This is a genomic window from Streptomyces sp. NPDC111507, from assembly GCF_055638955.1.
On sequence record NZ_JBVKBU010000001.1, the window covers coordinates 1029950 to 1046651 of the forward strand.

The following is a 16702-nucleotide window of genomic DNA, read 5'->3' on the forward strand; positions in this document are numbered from 1 at the left end:
CGGGTGTGTACCGACGATCTCGTGCGATGACGCCTCGTCGACTCGTACGACGGCCCATCGACTCGTACGACGACGGCTCATCGCCGCTTCGGCACCGGCACCCTCACCAGATCGTGCGCCACGGTCAGCTCCCCCTCGAACCCGGCGGCCCGGGCCTGCCGCTCGAACTCGTCCGCTTCGGAATATCGCTGGCTGAAGTGTGTGAGCACGAGATGCCGTACGCCCGCGTCCCGTGCCACCCGGCCCGCCTGACCAGCCGTCAGGTGACCGTGGTCGACGGCAAGTTGGTGATCACCGTCCAGGAACGTCGACTCGATGACGAGGAGGTCGCAGCCCTCGGCGAGGGCGTCCACGCCCTCGCACAGCCGCGTGTCCATGACGAACGCGAACCGCTGTCCGCGCCGCACCTCGCTCACGTCGTCGAGCGAGACCCCGCCGAGCGCGCCCTCGCGCTGGATCCGCCCCACGTCCGGCCCCTTGATCCCGTGCTCCGCGAGCAGTTCGGGCAGTATCCGCCGGCCGTCCGGCTCGACCAGCCGGTAGCCGAAGGACTCCACGGGGTGGGAGAGCCTGCGGGCCTCCAGGGTGTACGAGGAGGTGGTCGCGAGCACCCCGTCCGCCTCGACCGGTGCCTCGGTCAGCTCGACGGTCTCGCGGTAGGCCGTCGCGTACCGCAGCCGGTCGAAGAAGCGCTGCCCGGAGCGCGGGTAGTGCGCGGTCACCTCGTGCGGGACACGGTCGAGGTTGATGCGCTGGATCACCCCGGCGAGTCCGAGGGAGTGGTCGCCGTGGAAGTGGGTGACGCAGATCCGGTGCAGGTCGTGCGCGGCCACCCCGGCCCGCAGCATCTGCCGCTGGGTGCCCTCACCGGGGTCGAAGAGCAGGCCCTCCCCGTCCCAGCGCAGCAGATAGCCGTTGTGGTTGCGGTGCCGGGTGGGGACCTGGCTGGCGGTGCCGAGGACCACAAGTTCACGTACGGACAAGGTCGGTTACCCCGGCGGCCACTGCATGCCACGGCCGCCCAGGAGGTGGGCGTGCGCGTGGAAGACGGTCTGGCCCGCGCCGCCGCCCGTGTTGAACACGATGCGGTAGCTCTCCAGCTTCTCCTCGGACGCCACCTCACCGGCCTCGCGCAGCAGGTCCGCGGCGATGGCGGGCTCGGCGGCGGCGAGGGAGGCCGCGTCCGGGTGGTGCACCTTGGGGATGACCAGGATGTGCGTGGGCGCCTGGGGGTTTATGTCGCGGAAGGCGACGGTCGTGTCGGTCTCCCGGACGACGTTCGCGGGAACGTGCCCCGCGACGATCTTGCAGAACAGACAGTCGTCCTGCGGTGCGCCGTCTTCTTCTCCCGACATGCGTGTGCCTCCTCACGCCGTCTGATCATTACGTCGTGCATCGTATCGGCCTCAGTGGGCGCGGGCGTGTGCCCGGATCAGAGCTCCGGCAGCGTCGGTGCCGCCTTGGCGGGGTTCTCCGCGAGCGCGGCCAGCGCGATCCGGATCGCCTCGTCGAGCTGCGCGTCGCGCCCGGCCGCGTAGTCCTGCGGCGCCTGGACGACCTCGACGTCCGGGTCGACACCGTGGTTCTCCACGCCCCACCCGTAACCGTCCAGCCAGAACGCGTACTTGGGCTGGGTGACGAGGGTGCCGTCGACGAGCCGGTACCGGCTGTCGATGCCGACGACCCCGCCCCACGTCCGTGTCCCGACGACCGGCCCGATGCCCAGCGCCTTGATCGCCGCGTTGACGATGTCGCCGTCCGAGCCGGAGAACTCGTTGGCGACGGCGACGACCGGTCCGCGCGGCGCGTCCTCCGGATAGCTGTACGGCCGCATCCCGCGCGGCAGGTCCCAGCCCACGATCCGCCGCGCGAGCTTCTCCACGACCAACTGGGAGGTGTGGCCGCCGCGGTTCTCCCGGACGTCCACGACCAGCCCCTCCCTGGCCACCTCGATCCGCAGGTCGCGGTGGATCTGGGCCCAGCCGGGCGCCTGCATGTCGGGCACATGGAGATAGCCGAGCCGTCCGCCGGACTTCTCGTGGACGTAGGCGCGCCGGTCGGCGACCCAGGCGTGGTAGCGCAGCGGCTCCTCGTCGGCGAGCGGGACGACGACGGCGTGCCGCGGATCGCCGCCGCCCGACGGGGAGACGGTCAGCTCGACCGGCTTGCCCGCGGTGCCGACGAGCAGCGGCCCGGGTCCGGCCACCGGGTCCACCGGCTGCCCGGCGACCGCGACGATCGCGTCCCCCGCGCGCACCGCGACGCCGGGCGCGGCGAGCGGCGCCCGCGCGTCCGGGTCGGACGTCTCCGAGGGGAGGATCCGGTCGATGCGCCAACTGCCGTCCTCGTGACGGGAGATGTCCGCCCCGAGCAGTCCCTGCGCCCGGTCGCCGCCGCCCCAGCCGCCGCGCGGGGTCACGTACGCGTGCGAGGTGCCGAGCTCGCCCTGCACCTCCCACAGCAGGTCGACGAGGTCGTCGTGGGTGGCGACCCGTTCGAGCACCGGCCGGTAGCGGTCCAGTACGCCCTCCCAGTCGACCCCGCCCAGGTCGGGCCGCCAGAAGTTGTCGCGCATGAGGCGGCCGGTCTCGTCGTACATCTGCCGCCACTCTGCGGCCGGGTCGACGGTCTGGCGGACTCGGGAGAGGTCGACGGTGATGTTCGTGTCGCTCTCGTCGTCGTTCGAGGCGCGGCGGTCGCTGGGGACGACCTTGAGCTTGCCGTCGGTCCACAGCAGGACACGTTTGCCGTCACCGCTGACGGCGAAGTGGTCGGCGTCCGCGGCGAGATGCTCGACGCGCTGCTGGGCGAGGTCGTACCGCTCCAGTTCGGTCTTCGGGTCCGGGTCGTCCGGGGTGGCGCGGGAGGCACCGAGGACTCCGACGACCGGGTGGCGCAGCCACAGCAGCCCGTCCTTGGCGGCGCGCAGGATCGAGTAGCGGGCCGCCTCGACGGGGAACGGGACGATCCGGTCGGCGAGTCCGTCGAGGTCGATACGGGTGGTGGGGGCGCCCTCGCTGTCGGGGGTCTCGTCCTTGTCGGGTGCCTCGAAGGGGCGGCCGTGGCGCTGCGGTCCGAAGGGGGACGGGGTGGTCGCGGCCAGGGTGATCAGATGCGGCCGGGAGCCCCCGACGAACGCGAGGTCGAAGACGTGTTCGTCGTAGACGGGGTCGAAGGAGCGGGCCGAGAGGAAGGCGAGGTGCTTGCCGTCGAGGGTGAACGCGGGTGCGTAGTCGCGGAAGCGCAGCGGCGTCGCCTCGGTCACCGACAGGTCGGCGGTGTTGGCCAGCTTGAGCTGGCGCAGCGGGCGCGGGCCGGGGTGCGACCAGGCGAGCCAGGCGGAGTCCGGCGAGAAGACCAGCCCGGAGACCTCGCCGTCCTCGCTCCGGTCGACCTCCCGTACGTCTCCGGTCTCCCGCTCGACGAGCAGCACCCGTCCGTCGTGCGAGGCGATGGCGGCGCGGCTGCCGTCGGGTGCCATGGCGAGCCCGAGGACCCGCCCCAGTTGTCCGGCGGCGAGCCGGCGCGGGGTCGCTCCGGGCGCGAGACCGGTCGCCGGGGCGAACTCCAGCGCGTCGTCGCCCGCCGCGTCCGTCACCCACACCACGTACTCCTCGCCCTCCACCCGGAAGGCGCGGGGCAGCCGGGCGCGCACACCGGGCCGGGCGGCGAGCGCGCGGGCCGGTCCGGAGCGGTGCGTGACCCAGTGGACGGCGCCGCGCACGGAGACCGCGCTGCCGCGTCCGGTGTGGTCGGGGGCGGCGGCCGAGAACCAGCGGGAGGCGCTCACGAGGTGCGGTTGCTGGTCGACGCGCTGTCCGCCGAGCCGCACGTCGAGCCGGCGCGGTTCGGCGCCGTCCAGGTCGTCGAGGAGCCACAGTTCACCGGCGGACGCGTACACGACCCGGGCGCCGTCGGTCGCCGCGTGCCGGGCGTAGAAACCTCCCCCACCCGGCGTGTGGCGGCGCAGGTCGGATCCGTCGGCGAGGGAGGAGTAGAGCGCTCCGACACCCTCGTGGTCGGACAGGAAGGCGACACGCTCCCCCACCCACAGGGGGTATTCGAGGTTCCCGTCCAGGTCCTCGTGCAGCCGTACGAACTCGCCGGCCGCTTCCCCGTCGCCGCCGGCCCTGTCGATCCACAACTTGCCCGCCGTGCCACCCCGGTACCGCTTCCACCAGGCGGCCTCGCGCCCCATGGGAGCGGACAGCAGCAGCACACCCTGATCGCCGTACACCACATCGCCGACCGGACCGTACGGGAGGGTGGTCGCGGGGCCCCCGTCGAGCGGGACGGCCCGGGCCCAGCTGCGGCGCAGGCTGGCCTGGCCCTGGGTGCTGAGCGCGAGCACCTGCCCGTCCGGGGTCCAGCCGCGCACCTGGGTCCTCGAACTCCCCCAGTACGTCAGCCGCGTGGACGGTCCGCCCTCCAGAGGCGCGGCGTGCACCTCGGGCGCTCCGTCGCGGGTCGACGTCCAGGCGACGGTCGTACCGTCCGGGGAGATGCGGGGATGGTTCACCGGCATGTTGTCGGCGCTGACCCGCCAGGCGCGACCGCCGCCGTCGAGGGGGGCGACCCAGACGTCGTCCTCGGCGGTGAAGGCGACCAGCTCGCCGTGCAGATGCGGAAACCGGAGATACGCGGGCGATACCGACGACGCGGACGATGCAGACTGAGTCACCCGATCACCCTATGCAGGGACAGCTCGGCCCGACAGGGGTTTGGATCACTTGCCCTGGGAGGGCCAGCACGTGGGATCGCCCTTGCACCACATGGTCTTCGTCACCGTGACGGTGGTGGTGGGGCCCGGACGGTGATAGGTGGGCGCGCCGTAGGTGGGAGGCGTGTACGAGGGCGTGCTCGGGGCGTTGCAGTTCCCCAGTACGTTCACATGGAACCACTGCTTGCCGCCGACCTTGGCCGTCAGATCCCCGCGGACGCACTTGCCCTCGACCTCGCGCGTGACCTTCCCGGTGATGGTGATATCCCGCCGATCCTTGGTCCGCCCCCGGCAGTCCACCTCCACCACGGAGGGCGTGGAACTCGAGGCCGACGGTGTGTGCCCCGGGGTGTAGGCCTTGTTCCCGCCGCCGTAGGACCCGGTGCAGCTCAGGTACTGCACGTCGACGTGCTGCCGCTGCAGCTCCGCGGTCCCGGCCCGGTCGGTCGTGTACGCCACCGCGGAGGCGCTCAGCCCGCCGACCGGTTCGCACGCGGCCACCCCGAAGGCGCTCACCACGGCGAGCCCGGCGACCATCGGTCCCCGACGGCCCGTCACCAGTCGCCTCGCCTGTCGTCGAATACGCATCAATGCCCCCATAGACGGCAGAGTGCCACTGTCCCGGGCGTCGCGGTAGACCCCATACGGCCACTACACACCCGCGTGCGCCTCCGTCGAACGCATATGCGTGAAACTCTGTCAGGTCCGCAGGAGGAGCCACTCCTGAAGTTCCACCAGATTGCCCTCGGGGTCCTTGAGGTGGGCGACCCGCATCCGGTCCGTCATGAAGTCCGGGCCGTGCACGAGGACCGCGCCGCGCGAGGTGATGGCCTCGCAGTAGGAGTCGAGGTCGTCGACGCGCAGGACCACCAGCGAGCGGTGGCCGCTCGCCGAGTCGCCCAGTTCACCGAGTATCCGGGCCATCATCGCGCGGTCCTGGAGCGCGATGCCCGCCGAACCGGCGGTGGGACTGAACTTCTCGTACGGTCCCTCGGTCGCGCCCGACTGGGGCTTGAGGCCGAGGACCTCGGCGTAGAAGTGGTAGCAGACCGGGAAGTCCGAGACGAGCAGCCGTACTTGGGCGAGTTCCAAAGCGTCCCCCGTGCGTGCGCGAGGTCAGGACCAGCGGCCGGTGCGCGCCATCAGCAGCGCGGTCGCCACCGTCCCGGCGGTCGATGTACGCAGCACGGTACGCCCCAGGTGGCACGTCTTCGCGCCCGCCCCGGTGAACAACTCGATCTCCTCGGGGGAGATCCCGCCCTCCGGGCCGACCACCAGCACGATCTCGCCCGAGGTGGGGAGTTCGGCGGTCACGAACGGATCGGTGCCGACCTCCGTGTCCTCGTGCAGCACCGCCGCGAAGTCGGCACTGGCCAGAAGTGCGGCAACCTGTTTGGTCGTCGCCGCGTCCGCGACCTCCGGGAAGCGCACCCGGCGCGACTGCTTGCCGGCCTCCCGGGCCGTGGCCCGCCACTTGGCGAGCGCCTTCAGACCCCGGTCGCCCTTCCACTGCGTGATGCAGCGGGACGCGGCCCAGGGGACGATCGCGTCGACGCCGGTCTCGGTCATCGTCTCCACGGCCACCTCGCCCCGGTCGCCCTTGGGGAGCGCCTGGACAACGGTGATGCGGGGCTCCTCCGCGGGCTCCTCGCTGTAGGAGTCCATCTGGACGATCAGCCGGTCCTTGCCCTCGGTGCCCAGCACCACGCAGTTCGACCAACGCCCGGCCCCGTCGGTGAGGACGACGTCCTCGCCGGTCCGCAGTCGCTTCACGGAGACGGCGTGGCGCCCCTCCGGACCGTCGAGCACGTACCGTCCGCCGCTGCCCGCCTCGAAGTGCTCGACCACGAACACCGGTGCCGTCATCGGACCTCACCCCCCGCTTCCCCGGCGGCCGACAACGCTGTCCTGGCCGCCTCGAGCTCCGCGCTCAGCACCTCCACCAGCTGCCCCGCGGGCAGCTCCCGCGCCATGCGATGCCCCTGCCCCGCCCACAGCGCCATGCCCTGCGCGTCGCCCGCCTTGGCGGCCGCCTTGCGCAGCGGGGAGGTGAGGTGGTGGACCTCGGGGTACGCGGCGGGCGCGTACGGGCCGTGCTCGCGCAGGAAGCGGTTCACCAGGCCGCGCGCCGGCCGCCCGGAGAACGCGCGCGTCAGCTCCGTCCGTACGAACAGCGGGTTGGTCAGCGCCTGCTTGTGCACGGCGTTGGCGCCGGACTCCGGGGTGGCGAGGAACGCGGTGCCGAGCTGCGCCGCGTTCGCACCCGCGGCGAGCACCGCGGCGATCTGGCTGCCGCGCATGATGCCGCCGGCGGCGATGACCGGGATGTCCACGGTCTCGCGCACCTGCGCGATCAGCGACAGCAGCCCGATACCCGTGCCGTCCGTCTCCGGGTTGTCGCGGTGGGTGCCCTGGTGGCCGCCCGCCTCCACGCCCTGCACGATGACCGCGTCGGCGCCGGCCCGCTGGACGGCCAGGGCCTCCTCGGCGGTGGTCGCGGTGATCACGGTGAGGGTGCCGGCGCGGCGCAGGGAGTCCAGGACGTCGGTGCTCGGGATGCCGAAGTGGAACGAGACCACCGGCACCGGGTTGTCGAGGAGGACGGCGAGCTTGGCGTCGTAGCCGTCGTCGCGGCCGCTGTCCGGATCACCGAGTTCGGTCTCGTACCAGGAGGACTCGCCCGCGAGCTGGTGGGCGTAGACCTCGACCGCGGCGGGGTCGGCGTACTCGGGCTGCGGCATGAACAGATTGACCCCGAAGGGGCAGCCCGTGAGCCCACGCAACTGCTTGATCTCCTGGTACATGCCGTCGGCGGTCTTGTACCCGGCGGCAAGGAACCCGAGCCCGCCGGCCTCGGACACGGCGGCCGCGAGATGCGGGACGGAGACGCCGCCCGCCATGGGGGCCTGCACGATCGGGTGAGGGAAGAGATCGGTCAGTGCGGTGGACATGACGGCATGTTGTCACGTCCTCCGAACAAGTCCGAATCGGGCCTTCCGCCTGGCATAGGCCACCGGGAAGGACGCTCGAGCGCCTGGGGGCGGAGCCCCCAGGAACACCCGTCAGCGACCGTTGAACGCGTCCTTCAGGCGCGAGAACAGCCCCTGCTGCCCGGGCTGGAACTGCCCCGTGGGCCGCTCCTCCCCCCGCAGCTGCGCCAGCTCCCGCAGCAACCGCTCCTGCTCGGGATCGAGCTTCGTGGGCGTGGTCACCTCGACGTGCACGATGAGGTCACCGCGGCCACCGCCCCGCAGATGCGTGACACCCCGCCCGTGCAGCGGAATCGACTGCCCGGACTGCGTGCCCGGACGGATGTCGACCTCCTCGAGACCGTCGAGGGTCTCCAGCGGCACCTTGGTGCCGAGCGAGGCCGCGGTCATCGGAATGGTCACCGTGCAGTGCAGATCGTCCCCGCGCCGCTGGAACGTGGAGTGCGGCAGCTCGTGGATCTCGACGTAGAGGTCACCGGCGGGACCGCCACCGGGCCCGACCTCGCCCTCGCCCGCGAGCTGGATCCGCGTGCCGTTGTCGACACCGGCGGGGATCTTGACGGTCAGCGTGCGACGCGACCGGACCCGCCCGTCACCGGCGCACTCGGGGCAGGGAGTCGGGACGACGGTCCCGAAGCCCTGGCACTGCGGACACGGCCGGGAGGTCATGACCTGCCCGAGGAAGGACCGCGTGACCTGGGACACCTCACCCCGCCCGCGACACATGTCACAGGTCTGGGCCGAGGTACCCGGCGCCGCGCCCTCACCGTTGCAGGTGGCGCAGACGACGGCCGTGTCGACCTGGATGTCCTTCGTCGTGCCGAAGGCCGCCTCGTCCAGCTCGATCTCGAGCCGGATCATGGCGTCCTGGCCACGCCGCGTACGCGAGCGCGGACCGCGCTGCGACGCCGTACCGAAGAAGGCGTCCATGATGTCCGAGAAGTTCCCGAACCCGCCGGCGCCGAAGCCGCCCGCACCGCCGCCGCCCGACTGGGACAGCGGGTCGCCGCCGAGGTCGTAGACCTGCTTCTTCTGCGGGTCCGACAACACCTCGTACGCGGCGTTGATCTCCTTGAACCGCTCCTGCGTCTTCGGATCGGGATTGACGTCCGGGTGCAGCTCGCGTGCGAGCCGCCGGAAGGCCTTCTTGATCTCGTCCTGGGACGCGTCGCGGCGCACGCCGAGTACGGCGTAGTAGTCCGTGGCCACTTAAGACTCCGCCAGGATCTGTCCGACGTACCGTGCCACCGCTCGTACCGCTCCCATCGTTCCCGGGTAATCCATGCGCGTGGGTCCGACCACGCCGAGTTTGGCTACTGCCTCGTCGCCCGAACCGTAGCCGACCGAGACCACGGACGTGGAGTTGAGTCCCTCATACGCGTTCTCGTGACCGATTCGCACGGTCATGCTCGAATCCCCGGCCTCACCAAGCAACTTGAGAAGCACGACCTGCTCCTCCAGTGCTTCGAGCACCGGCCGGATGGTGAGAGGGAAGTCATGTCCGAAGCGTGTCAGATTGGCGGTCCCGCCGATCATCAGCCGCTCCTCGGTCTCCTCGACGAGCGTCTCCAGAAGAGTGGAGAGCACCGTCGCGACCGTACCTCGGTCCTCCGCCTCGAACGCGTCCGGGAGGTCCTGCACGAGCTGCGGGACGTCCGCGAAGCGACGGCCCGCGACCCTGCTGTTGAGCCGGGCCCGCAGATCCGCCAGAGACGTTTCTCCGAACGGGGCCGGACAGTCGATCATGCGCTGCTCGACCCGCCCGGTGTCCGTGATCAGCACGAGCATCACACGGGCAGGGGCGAGGGACAGCAGCTCCACGTGCCGCACGGTCGATCTCGTCAGCGACGGGTACTGCACGACGGCGACCTGCCGGGTCAGCTGCGCGAGCAGCCGCACCGTCCGCCCGACGACGTCGTCCAGGTCGACCGCGCCGTCCAGGAAGTTCTGAATGGCCCGCCGCTCGGGCGCGGTCATCGGCTTGACGCCGGCGAGCTTGTCGACGAAGAGCCGGTAGCCCTTGTCGGTGGGGATCCGCCCGGCGCTGGTGTGCGGCTGGGCGATGTACCCCTCGTCCTCCAGGGCCGCCATGTCGTTGCGGACGGTGGCCGGGGACACTCCCAGCCGGTGCCGCTCGGTCAGCGCCTTGGAACCGACCGCGACCGGCTCGTCGGTGCCGACATAGTCCTGGACGATGGCGCGCAGCACTTCGAGCCTGCGTTCACTGAGCATCGCGCACACCTCCAGTTCTCGGCCCCTCGACGCCTCGCCTGGCACTCAGCGCGTGCGAGTGCCAGCATTCCCCGGCCCAGTGTACGGCCGGTGGGTACGGCCCCGGCAAGGGCGGCCCCGCGATCTCGTGCAAGGTGCACCGACGTACACCGACGTGTCCCGTGATGTCACACCGTCCCTGCCCGCGATGTCGTACCGTCCCCGCCCTCACCGCTAGCGTCGGCGTATGAAGGTGACTTGGGAAGAGGCGGGGTGGGAGCAGCTGACACCCCGGGTGGGGCGGCGGCGGCTTCCGGTCTGGGACTGCACGGTCGGACTGGTCGTGGGCGAGGGCGGGGCGCTGATCATCGACCCGGGGTCGAGCCTCGCGGAGGGCGCACGGTTGCGCGGGGAGGCGCAGGCGCTCGCCGGCCGCCGTGTGACCTTCCTCGCGCTCACCCACCCCCACTTCGACCATGTCCTGGGCGCGGCGGCGTTCGCGGGCGCGGAGGTCCTCGCCGCGGGCGGCTCGGCCGAGGTGTACGAGCACGGGCGCGAGGAGCTGTACGCGGACGCGGTACGGGGCGGGCTGGACGCGCGGGCGGCGGAGGACGCGGCGGACACCCTGGTGCGTCCCCGGCACTATGTGTGGGGCACCTGGCATCTCGAGCTGACCGGCGGCGTCGAGGTCCTGCTGGTGCGGACGGGCGCGGGCCACACCGCCCACGACCTCGTGGTCGTGGTGCCGGGTGACCCGACGGTGGTGTTCTGCGGCGACCTGGTCGAGGAGTCCGGCGAGCCCCAGGCGGGCCCCGACGCCGTACCGTCGAGCTGGCCCGGGGCCCTCGACAGGTTGCTCGACCTCGGCGGCGAGGACGCGCTGTACGTGCCAGGTCACGGAGCGGTCGTGGACGCCGGATTCGTACGGTCCCAGCGGGACGCGCTGGCCGCGCGTTTCGGCGTGCCGGGTTTCGGCGTGCCGGGTCTCGCCACGCCGGGTTTCGACGTGTCGGATTCCGGCGTGTCGGATTCCGGCGTGTCGGATTCCGGCGTGTCGGATTCCGGCGTGTCGCGTTGAGCGCCGCCGGGCTTCTCCTATCGTCATCCGAATGCGCCAGTACTCTCCGGACCTGACTCCGCCGTGGAAGAAGCCCAAGCCCGTGCCGGAGGTTCCGGCGGAGCCGGGCCTGGTGGTCGAGGAGCCGGGTACCGGTTTCTGCGGTGCGGTGATCCGCTGCGAGGCGGGCACGGTGACGCTGGAGGACCGCTTCGGCAAGCACCGCGTGTTCCCCCTGGAACCGCGCGGCTTCCTCCTCGAGGGCCAGGTGGTCACTCTCACCCGCCCCTCCTCCACCACCACCCGTCCCACCCGCACGGCCTCCGGTTCGGTGGCCGTCCCCGGCGCGCGGGCCCGGGTCGCCCGCGCCGGCCGGATCTACGTCGAGGGCCGCCACGACGCCGAGCTGGTCGAACGGGTCTGGGGCGACGATCTGCGCATCGAGGGCGTCGTCGTCGAGTACCTGGAGGGCGTCGACGACCTGCCCGCGATCGTGGCGGACTTCTCGCCCGACCCGGACGCCCGCCTCGGCGTCCTCGTCGACCACCTGGTGCCCGGCAGCAAGGAGTCCCGTATCGCGGCGTCGGTCACGAGCGATCACGCCCTGGTCCTCGGCCACCCCTACATCGACATCTGGGAAGCCGTGAAGCCGTCCTCCGTGGGCATCCGGTCCTGGCCCCGGGTCCCCCACGGCCAGGACTGGAAAACCGGCGTCTGCCGCGCCCTCGGCTGGCCCGACAACACCGGCGCCGCCTGGCAGCACATCCTGTCCCGCGTCCACTCCTACAAGGACCTGCAGCCGGAACTCCTGGGCCGAGTGGAAGAACTCATCGACTTCGTCACAGCCCCGCACTGACAACACGTTCCCTCGCCTCCGCCGCCCTTACCCGTCCCACCCCGGGGACCTCCGCCGGCGGGGAGGAAGAAACTGCGGGTGAGTGGCTGGAAAGGGGTACGCGGCCGGGTACGGGACAATGGAAGGCATGCCTTCCGCACTTCCCGACGGTGAGCCCGTCCCCGACGACGGGGCGCTGCCCGCGCACGCCCTGGCCGGAGCCGCCGAGCGACCCCTCGGTTTCTACCTCCACGTGCCGTACTGCGCGACCCGCTGCGGCTACTGCGACTTCAACACCTACACGGCGACCGAGCTGCGGGGCACCGGAGGCGTGCTCGCCTCCCGCGACAACTACGCGGACACGCTGATCGACGAGGTCCGGCTCGCCCGCAAGGTCCTCGGCGACGACCCGCGACCCGTCCGTACGGTGTTCGTCGGCGGCGGTACGCCCACGCTGCTGGCCGCCGACGACCTCGTACGGATGCTGGGGGCGATCCGGGACGAGTTCGGGCTCGCGGACGACGCGGAGATCACGACCGAGGCGAACCCTGAGTCGGTTGATCCGCGGTATCTGCAGACGCTCAGGACCGGAGGGTTCAACCGGATCTCCTTCGGCATGCAGAGTGCCCGGCAGCACGTCCTCAAGGTGCTCGACCGTACGCACACCCCCGGCCGGCCCGAGGCGTGTGTCGCGGAGGCGCGAGCGGTCGGGTTCGAGCATGTGAACCTCGACCTGATCTACGGCACGCCAGGTGAGTCCGACGACGACTGGCGGGCCTCGCTCGACGCCGCGCTCGGTGCCGGTCCCGACCATGTCTCGGCGTACGCGCTGATCGTCGAGGAGGGGACGCAGCTCGCCCGTCGTATTCGGCGGGGCGAGGTGCCGATGACGGACGACGATGTGCATGCCGACCGGTATCTGATCGCCGACGAGGTGCTCTCCGGGGCGGGGTTCGACTGGTACGAGGTGTCCAACTGGGCCACTTCCGCCGCCGGGCGGTGCCTTCACAACGAGCTGTACTGGCGGGGTGCCGACTGGTGGGGGGCCGGGCCCGGGGCCCACAGTCATGTGGGCGGGGTGCGGTGGTGGAACGTGAAGCATCCCGGGGCGTATGCGGGGGCGTTGGCCGCGGGGCGGTCTCCGGGGGCGGGGCGTGAGCTGCTCTCGGAGGAGGACCGGCGGGTGGAGCGGATCCTGCTTGAGCTGCGGCTTCGGGAGGGGTGTCCGTTGTCGCTGCTGCGGGCGGAGGGGCTTGCCGCGGCGCGGCGCGCACGGTCGGAGGGGTTGCTCGAATCCGGACCGTTTGACGAGGGGCGGGCGGTTCTTACGTTGCGGGGGCGGTTGCTGGCGGACGCGGTCGTACGAGACCTGGTGGACTGAGGGGGCTGCGCCCCCACTCCCCGGCTGTGTTCTTCGGCCGCGGGTTGGTGGGGGCTTCTCGCGCAGTCCCCCGCGCCCCCTATTTTCCCGGGCGCCCTCTATTTTCCCCGCTCCCCCGACTCCGCCTCACTCCGTCCACTCCGCCTGCAGCACCAGCAACGCCAGGTCGTCCTCCGGCGGCTTGCTGCCGAACTCGTGCACGAGCCGCCGGATCCGTTCCGCGACGAGCTCGGCGCTCAGCCCCGTACAGCCCGCGAGGGCCTCCGCGAGCCCTTCGTCGTCATCGAACTGGCGGGGCCCGCTGCGGCGCTCCGTCACCCCGTCGGTGACGCACAGGACGGTGTCACCGGGGTACAGGTCGAAGGTCTCGGAGACGTAGGTCGCGTCCTCGAAGACCCCGAGGAGGGTCTGCGGCTCGGCCACTTCCCGTACGTCGCCGTCCGGGCCGAGGATCAGCGGCAGCGGGTGCCCGGCGGAGGCGAGGGTGCAGCGTACGCCGCCCTCGAAGGGCACCAGCTCGCCGTACAGCATGGAGAGGAAACGGGTCTGCGGACCCTCGTCGGGGCCGAGACCCGGCCCGCCCGCCGCCACCAGCGCACGGGCCGCCGCGTCCGCCGCCTCCGTCGCGTCGTCGAGGAGGAGCTGGTTGAGGCGGTCGAGGACGTCCGCGACGTGGTAACCCTCGCGGGCCAGCAGTCGCACCCAGGGCCGGGCGAGGCCGATCACGACGGCGGCCTCGGGCCCCTTGCCCTGGACGTCCCCGAGGACGAAGCACCAGCGTCCGTCGCCCGCGGGGAACAGGTCGTAGAAGTCGCCGCTGGGTCCGCCCTTGTCGAGCGGCTCGTACACGAGGGCGCTGCGCACTCCGGGGATCTCGGCGACCGCGCCGGGCAGCAGGCCGCGCTGGAGGACCCGGCTGATGGTGGCCTGGCGCGCGTACTGGCGGGCCGCGCCGATGGCGAGGGCGATCCGCCGGCTGAGGTCCTCGACGAGCCCGGTGATCTCGTCGGGGAATGCGGTCAGTCCGGCCCGGCCGATGACGAGGGTGCCGAGCGGCCGGCCGCCGGCGATCAGCCGGTACGCGAGCGCCGCACCGCTCACCCCGCCCGCGCCACCTTGCCCATGCCCCTCCCCCGGTCCTAACGCCTCCCCCGGCCAGGGCACCGGCACCGCCCGGGACCGCACCGAGTCCGGCAACCGTGGCGGATCCTTCTCCAGGGCCCGCCGCAGCTCCTCGATCCGGTTCTCGCTGCCGTGCCAGACGCGGGCGAGCCGGGGTCCCAGAGCCAGCCCGAGCCCACCCGCCCGGTCGGTGGCCTCGTCCTCCAGCCATACGGCACACCAGTCGGCGAGCCGCGGCACGAGGAGCTGCCCGGCGAGCGCGGCGACGAGGTCCTCGTCGAGCTGCCCGGCGAGCAGGTCGGAAGCCTCGGCGAGGAAGGAGAGAGCGCCGCGGTTGAGCCAGTCGCCGTCCTGTCGCGGCCTTTGCCGCTGCCCGGCAGCGAACGTCCCGCCGACCGGCCCGGTCTCTCCGGCCAGTCCCGTCTCTCCAGCCGGTCCCGTCCCGCCCGGCAGTCCGATTCCGCCCGGCAGTCCGATTCCGTCGGCCGACCCCGAACCGGCGGACAGTCCCATGGCGTCCGACATCCCCGGCCCGGCACCCATCCCCCCATCGGCACCGAACCCACCACCCACACTCAGCCCACGCTCAACGCCCAACCCACCACCAACACTCAGCCCATCTTCAACGCCCAACCCATCTTCAACGCTCAGCCCGCCTTCCACACCCCGTCCGCCTTCAACACCCAACTCGCCCTCGACACCCAGCCCGCCCTGAACACCCAGGCCCTCCTCGACGCTCAGCCCCCCGTCCACAGGCAACCGCGCCCACACGGTCTTGACCCCGGTCCGATACGTGATCCCCCACGCCTCCGACAGGGAGGCGACCAGCCGCAGCCCCCGCCCGTATTCCGGTGTGCCGTAAGCCCGTTCGGCCGACTCCTCGCGTACCGCCCGCGAGGGATGATGGTCGGAGACCTCGACGACCACCGCGCCCACCGCACCGCCGTCGGTGATCTCCAGCCGGCACAGCAGCTCGACGTCGGTGCCCGCGTGCACGACGGCGTTGGTGACGAGTTCACTGACGACCAGGACGGCATCCTCGGCGAGGCGCTCGCGGACGATCTCGGCGCCGGGCAGGGCCAGCTCCCCCCAGTCGGCGAGCGTCTCGCGCACCATGCGCCGGGCGGCGCCGGGCGCGAGCGGAGTGCCCGGCAGCGCGGCGCGCGCCATGGCTTCCTGACCCACGCGGTAGTGCGCGGGCGTACCAGGGGCGAGCGCCATGGAGTCCGGTTGCGACTCCCGTTGCGTCGGAATGGCCCCCACTGTGCGGCTCCCTGAGCAGTTCGGACGAATACGCCTCAGGCGACACGGACAGAGTGACAGACTGACCACGCCCATAAGCACCGAGTTACCGAAGTGGGCCGCCATGAGTGAGAACAGTGCTACGCGTGTGCTCGAAGACGGACAGATTCGGGCAATCGACGACGGCCGGATCCCGGCGTCCGATCTGCGTCCGCTGCTCGCCGCGATGACCGCCGCACGGGACGGTGACTTCACCAAGGTGCCGGAGACGGGGCACGGCCTGGTGGCCGACCTGAGCGCGGCGTTCAACCAGATCATCGACCGCAGCACCCACTTCAACACGGAAGTGCAGCGGGTACGACGGGAGCTGGTCCGGCACGGACGGCTCGACGAGCGGCTGTCGGCGAGCCCGGGCCAGGGCGGTTGGACGACCCGCGTCAATGACGTGAACCAGTTGCTCGACGCCCTGGTGGCGCCCGCCGCGAACGCGACGCGCGTCCTGGACGCGGTGGCCGGCGGCGACCTCACCCAGCGGGTCGACCTGCACGACGGCAACCGTCAGCTCAGGGGAGATCTGCGGAGGTTGGGGCGCGCCGTCAACAAGATGGTCGATCAGCTCTCCCTCTTCACGGGCGAGGTGACCCGGGTCGCGCGCGAGGTCGGCACCGAAGGCCGTCTCGGCGGGCGCGCCAAGGTGCAGGGTCTGTCGGGCAGTTGGCGCGATGTGACCGAGGCGGTCAACACGATGGCGTCCCGGCTGACGGCCCAGGTCCGTGACATCGCCCTGGTGACCACGGCGGTGGCACGCGGCGACCTGACCCGTACGGTGACGGTCGAGGCGACCGGTGAGCTGCTCGAACTGAAGCTCACCGTGAACACGATGGTCGACCAGCTGTCCGCCTTCGCCGACGAGGTCACGCGGGTGGCCCGCGAGGTCGGCACCGAAGGGCAACTGGGTGGCCGCGCCCAGGTCAGGGGCGTCTCGGGGGTCTGGAAGGACCTCACCGACAACGTCAACTTCATGGCCTCGAACCTGACCTCCCAGGTCCGCAACATCGCCCAGGTCACCACGGCCGTGGCCAATGGCGACCTCAGCCAGAAGATCACGGTGGACGCGAAGGGCGAGATCCTCGAACTCAAGTCG

At 71.7% G+C, this 16702-nt stretch carries 14 protein-coding genes; 4 read left to right on the forward strand and 10 right to left on the reverse strand.

Features of this window, described 5'->3' with window-relative positions; translation table 11 throughout:
- Window positions 1-77 precede the first annotated feature (77 nt).
- The 9 genes from ACZ7M2_RS04635 to hrcA form a co-directional block, all read right to left on the reverse strand.
- Complete coding sequence (locus ACZ7M2_RS04635; protein ID WP_471594104.1) at window positions 78-983, reverse strand: ribonuclease Z; 906 nt, start codon at window positions 981-983, stop codon at window positions 78-80.
- Between the two features lie 6 nt (window positions 984-989).
- On the reverse strand, window positions 990-1355 hold the full coding sequence (locus tag ACZ7M2_RS04640) for a histidine triad nucleotide-binding protein (RefSeq protein WP_352046170.1): 366 nt from the start codon (window positions 1353-1355) through the stop codon (window positions 990-992).
- Window positions 1356-1432: 77 nt separating this feature from the next.
- Window positions 1433-4681: a S41 family peptidase gene (locus tag ACZ7M2_RS04645; RefSeq protein ID WP_471594105.1), complete on the reverse strand. Its 3249-nt coding sequence runs from the start codon at window positions 4679-4681 to the stop codon at window positions 1433-1435.
- Window positions 4682-4726: 45 nt separating this feature from the next.
- Window positions 4727-5308, reverse strand: coding sequence for a hypothetical protein (locus tag ACZ7M2_RS04650; RefSeq protein WP_471594106.1), 582 nt, complete (start codon window positions 5306-5308; stop codon window positions 4727-4729).
- A gap of 111 nt (window positions 5309-5419) precedes the next feature.
- The gene (locus tag ACZ7M2_RS04655; RefSeq protein WP_403688231.1) at window positions 5420-5812 is read right to left on the reverse strand and encodes a VOC family protein; all 393 of its coding nucleotides are present in this window, start codon (window positions 5810-5812) and stop codon (window positions 5420-5422) included.
- Window positions 5813-5836: 24 nt separating this feature from the next.
- Window positions 5837-6586 carry a 16S rRNA (uracil(1498)-N(3))-methyltransferase gene (locus tag ACZ7M2_RS04660; protein ID WP_471594107.1) on the reverse strand — a complete coding sequence of 250 codons (750 nt, stop codon included), beginning with the start codon at window positions 6584-6586 and terminating at the stop codon, window positions 5837-5839.
- Complete coding sequence (locus ACZ7M2_RS04665; RefSeq protein WP_471594108.1) at window positions 6583-7671, reverse strand: nitronate monooxygenase; 1089 nt, start codon at window positions 7669-7671, stop codon at window positions 6583-6585. The genes ACZ7M2_RS04660 and ACZ7M2_RS04665 overlap by 4 nt, the downstream gene beginning before the upstream one ends.
- Window positions 7672-7782: 111 nt before the next feature.
- Entirely contained in the window at window positions 7783-8919 is a 1137-nt protein-coding gene (gene dnaJ / locus ACZ7M2_RS04670) for a molecular chaperone DnaJ (RefSeq protein WP_101405225.1), read from the reverse strand.
- Window positions 8920-9942, reverse strand: coding sequence for a heat-inducible transcriptional repressor HrcA (gene hrcA, locus ACZ7M2_RS04675; protein WP_067369957.1), 1023 nt, complete (start codon window positions 9940-9942; stop codon window positions 8920-8922).
- Window positions 9943-10168: 226 nt separating this feature from the next.
- Between hrcA and ACZ7M2_RS04680 the strand changes: the two genes are divergently transcribed.
- From ACZ7M2_RS04680 to hemW, 3 genes are all read left to right on the forward strand, one after another.
- A complete protein-coding gene (locus ACZ7M2_RS04680) occupies window positions 10169-10999 on the forward strand; it encodes an MBL fold metallo-hydrolase (protein ID WP_471594109.1) in 831 nt (276 codons plus the stop codon).
- A 31-nt stretch (window positions 11000-11030) separates the two neighbouring features.
- Entirely contained in the window at window positions 11031-11834 is an 804-nt protein-coding gene (locus ACZ7M2_RS04685) for a DUF3097 domain-containing protein (RefSeq protein ID WP_471594110.1), read from the forward strand.
- Between the two features lie 127 nt (window positions 11835-11961).
- Window positions 11962-13194 (forward strand): radical SAM family heme chaperone HemW, encoded by a 1233-nt coding sequence (hemW, locus tag ACZ7M2_RS04690; RefSeq protein WP_471594111.1) that lies wholly within the window; start codon window positions 11962-11964, stop codon window positions 13192-13194.
- A gap of 126 nt (window positions 13195-13320) precedes the next feature.
- Here hemW and ACZ7M2_RS04695 read toward each other — a convergent pair whose 3' ends face one another.
- The gene (locus ACZ7M2_RS04695) at window positions 13321-15579 is read right to left on the reverse strand and encodes a SpoIIE family protein phosphatase (RefSeq protein WP_471594112.1); all 2259 of its coding nucleotides are present in this window, start codon (window positions 15577-15579) and stop codon (window positions 13321-13323) included.
- A gap of 205 nt (window positions 15580-15784) precedes the next feature.
- Here ACZ7M2_RS04695 and ACZ7M2_RS04700 point away from each other — a divergent pair.
- Window positions 15785-16702 (forward strand): HAMP domain-containing protein (locus ACZ7M2_RS04700; RefSeq protein ID WP_471594522.1); only part of this gene is annotated, 918 nt, incomplete at its 3' end.

Coding starts and splice junctions, on each gene's coding strand:
- ACZ7M2_RS04640 (WP_352046170.1), bottom strand. CDS start 1,355: ATGTCGGGAGAAGAAGACGGCGCACCGCAGGACGACTGTCTGTTCTGC.
- ACZ7M2_RS04650 (WP_471594106.1), bottom strand. CDS start 5,308: ATGCGTATTCGACGACAGGCGAGGCGACTGGTGACGGGCCGTCGGGGA.
- ACZ7M2_RS04660 (WP_471594107.1), bottom strand. CDS start 6,586: ATGACGGCACCGGTGTTCGTGGTCGAGCACTTCGAGGCGGGCAGCGGC.
- ACZ7M2_RS04665 (WP_471594108.1), bottom strand. CDS start 7,671: ATGTCCACCGCACTGACCGATCTCTTCCCTCACCCGATCGTGCAGGCC.
- hrcA (WP_067369957.1), bottom strand. CDS start 9,942: ATGCTCAGTGAACGCAGGCTCGAAGTGCTGCGCGCCATCGTCCAGGAC.
- ACZ7M2_RS04680 (WP_471594109.1), top strand. CDS start 10,169: ATGAAGGTGACTTGGGAAGAGGCGGGGTGGGAGCAGCTGACACCCCGG.
- ACZ7M2_RS04685 (WP_471594110.1), top strand. CDS start 11,031: ATGCGCCAGTACTCTCCGGACCTGACTCCGCCGTGGAAGAAGCCCAAG.
- hemW (WP_471594111.1), top strand. CDS start 11,962: ATGCCTTCCGCACTTCCCGACGGTGAGCCCGTCCCCGACGACGGGGCG.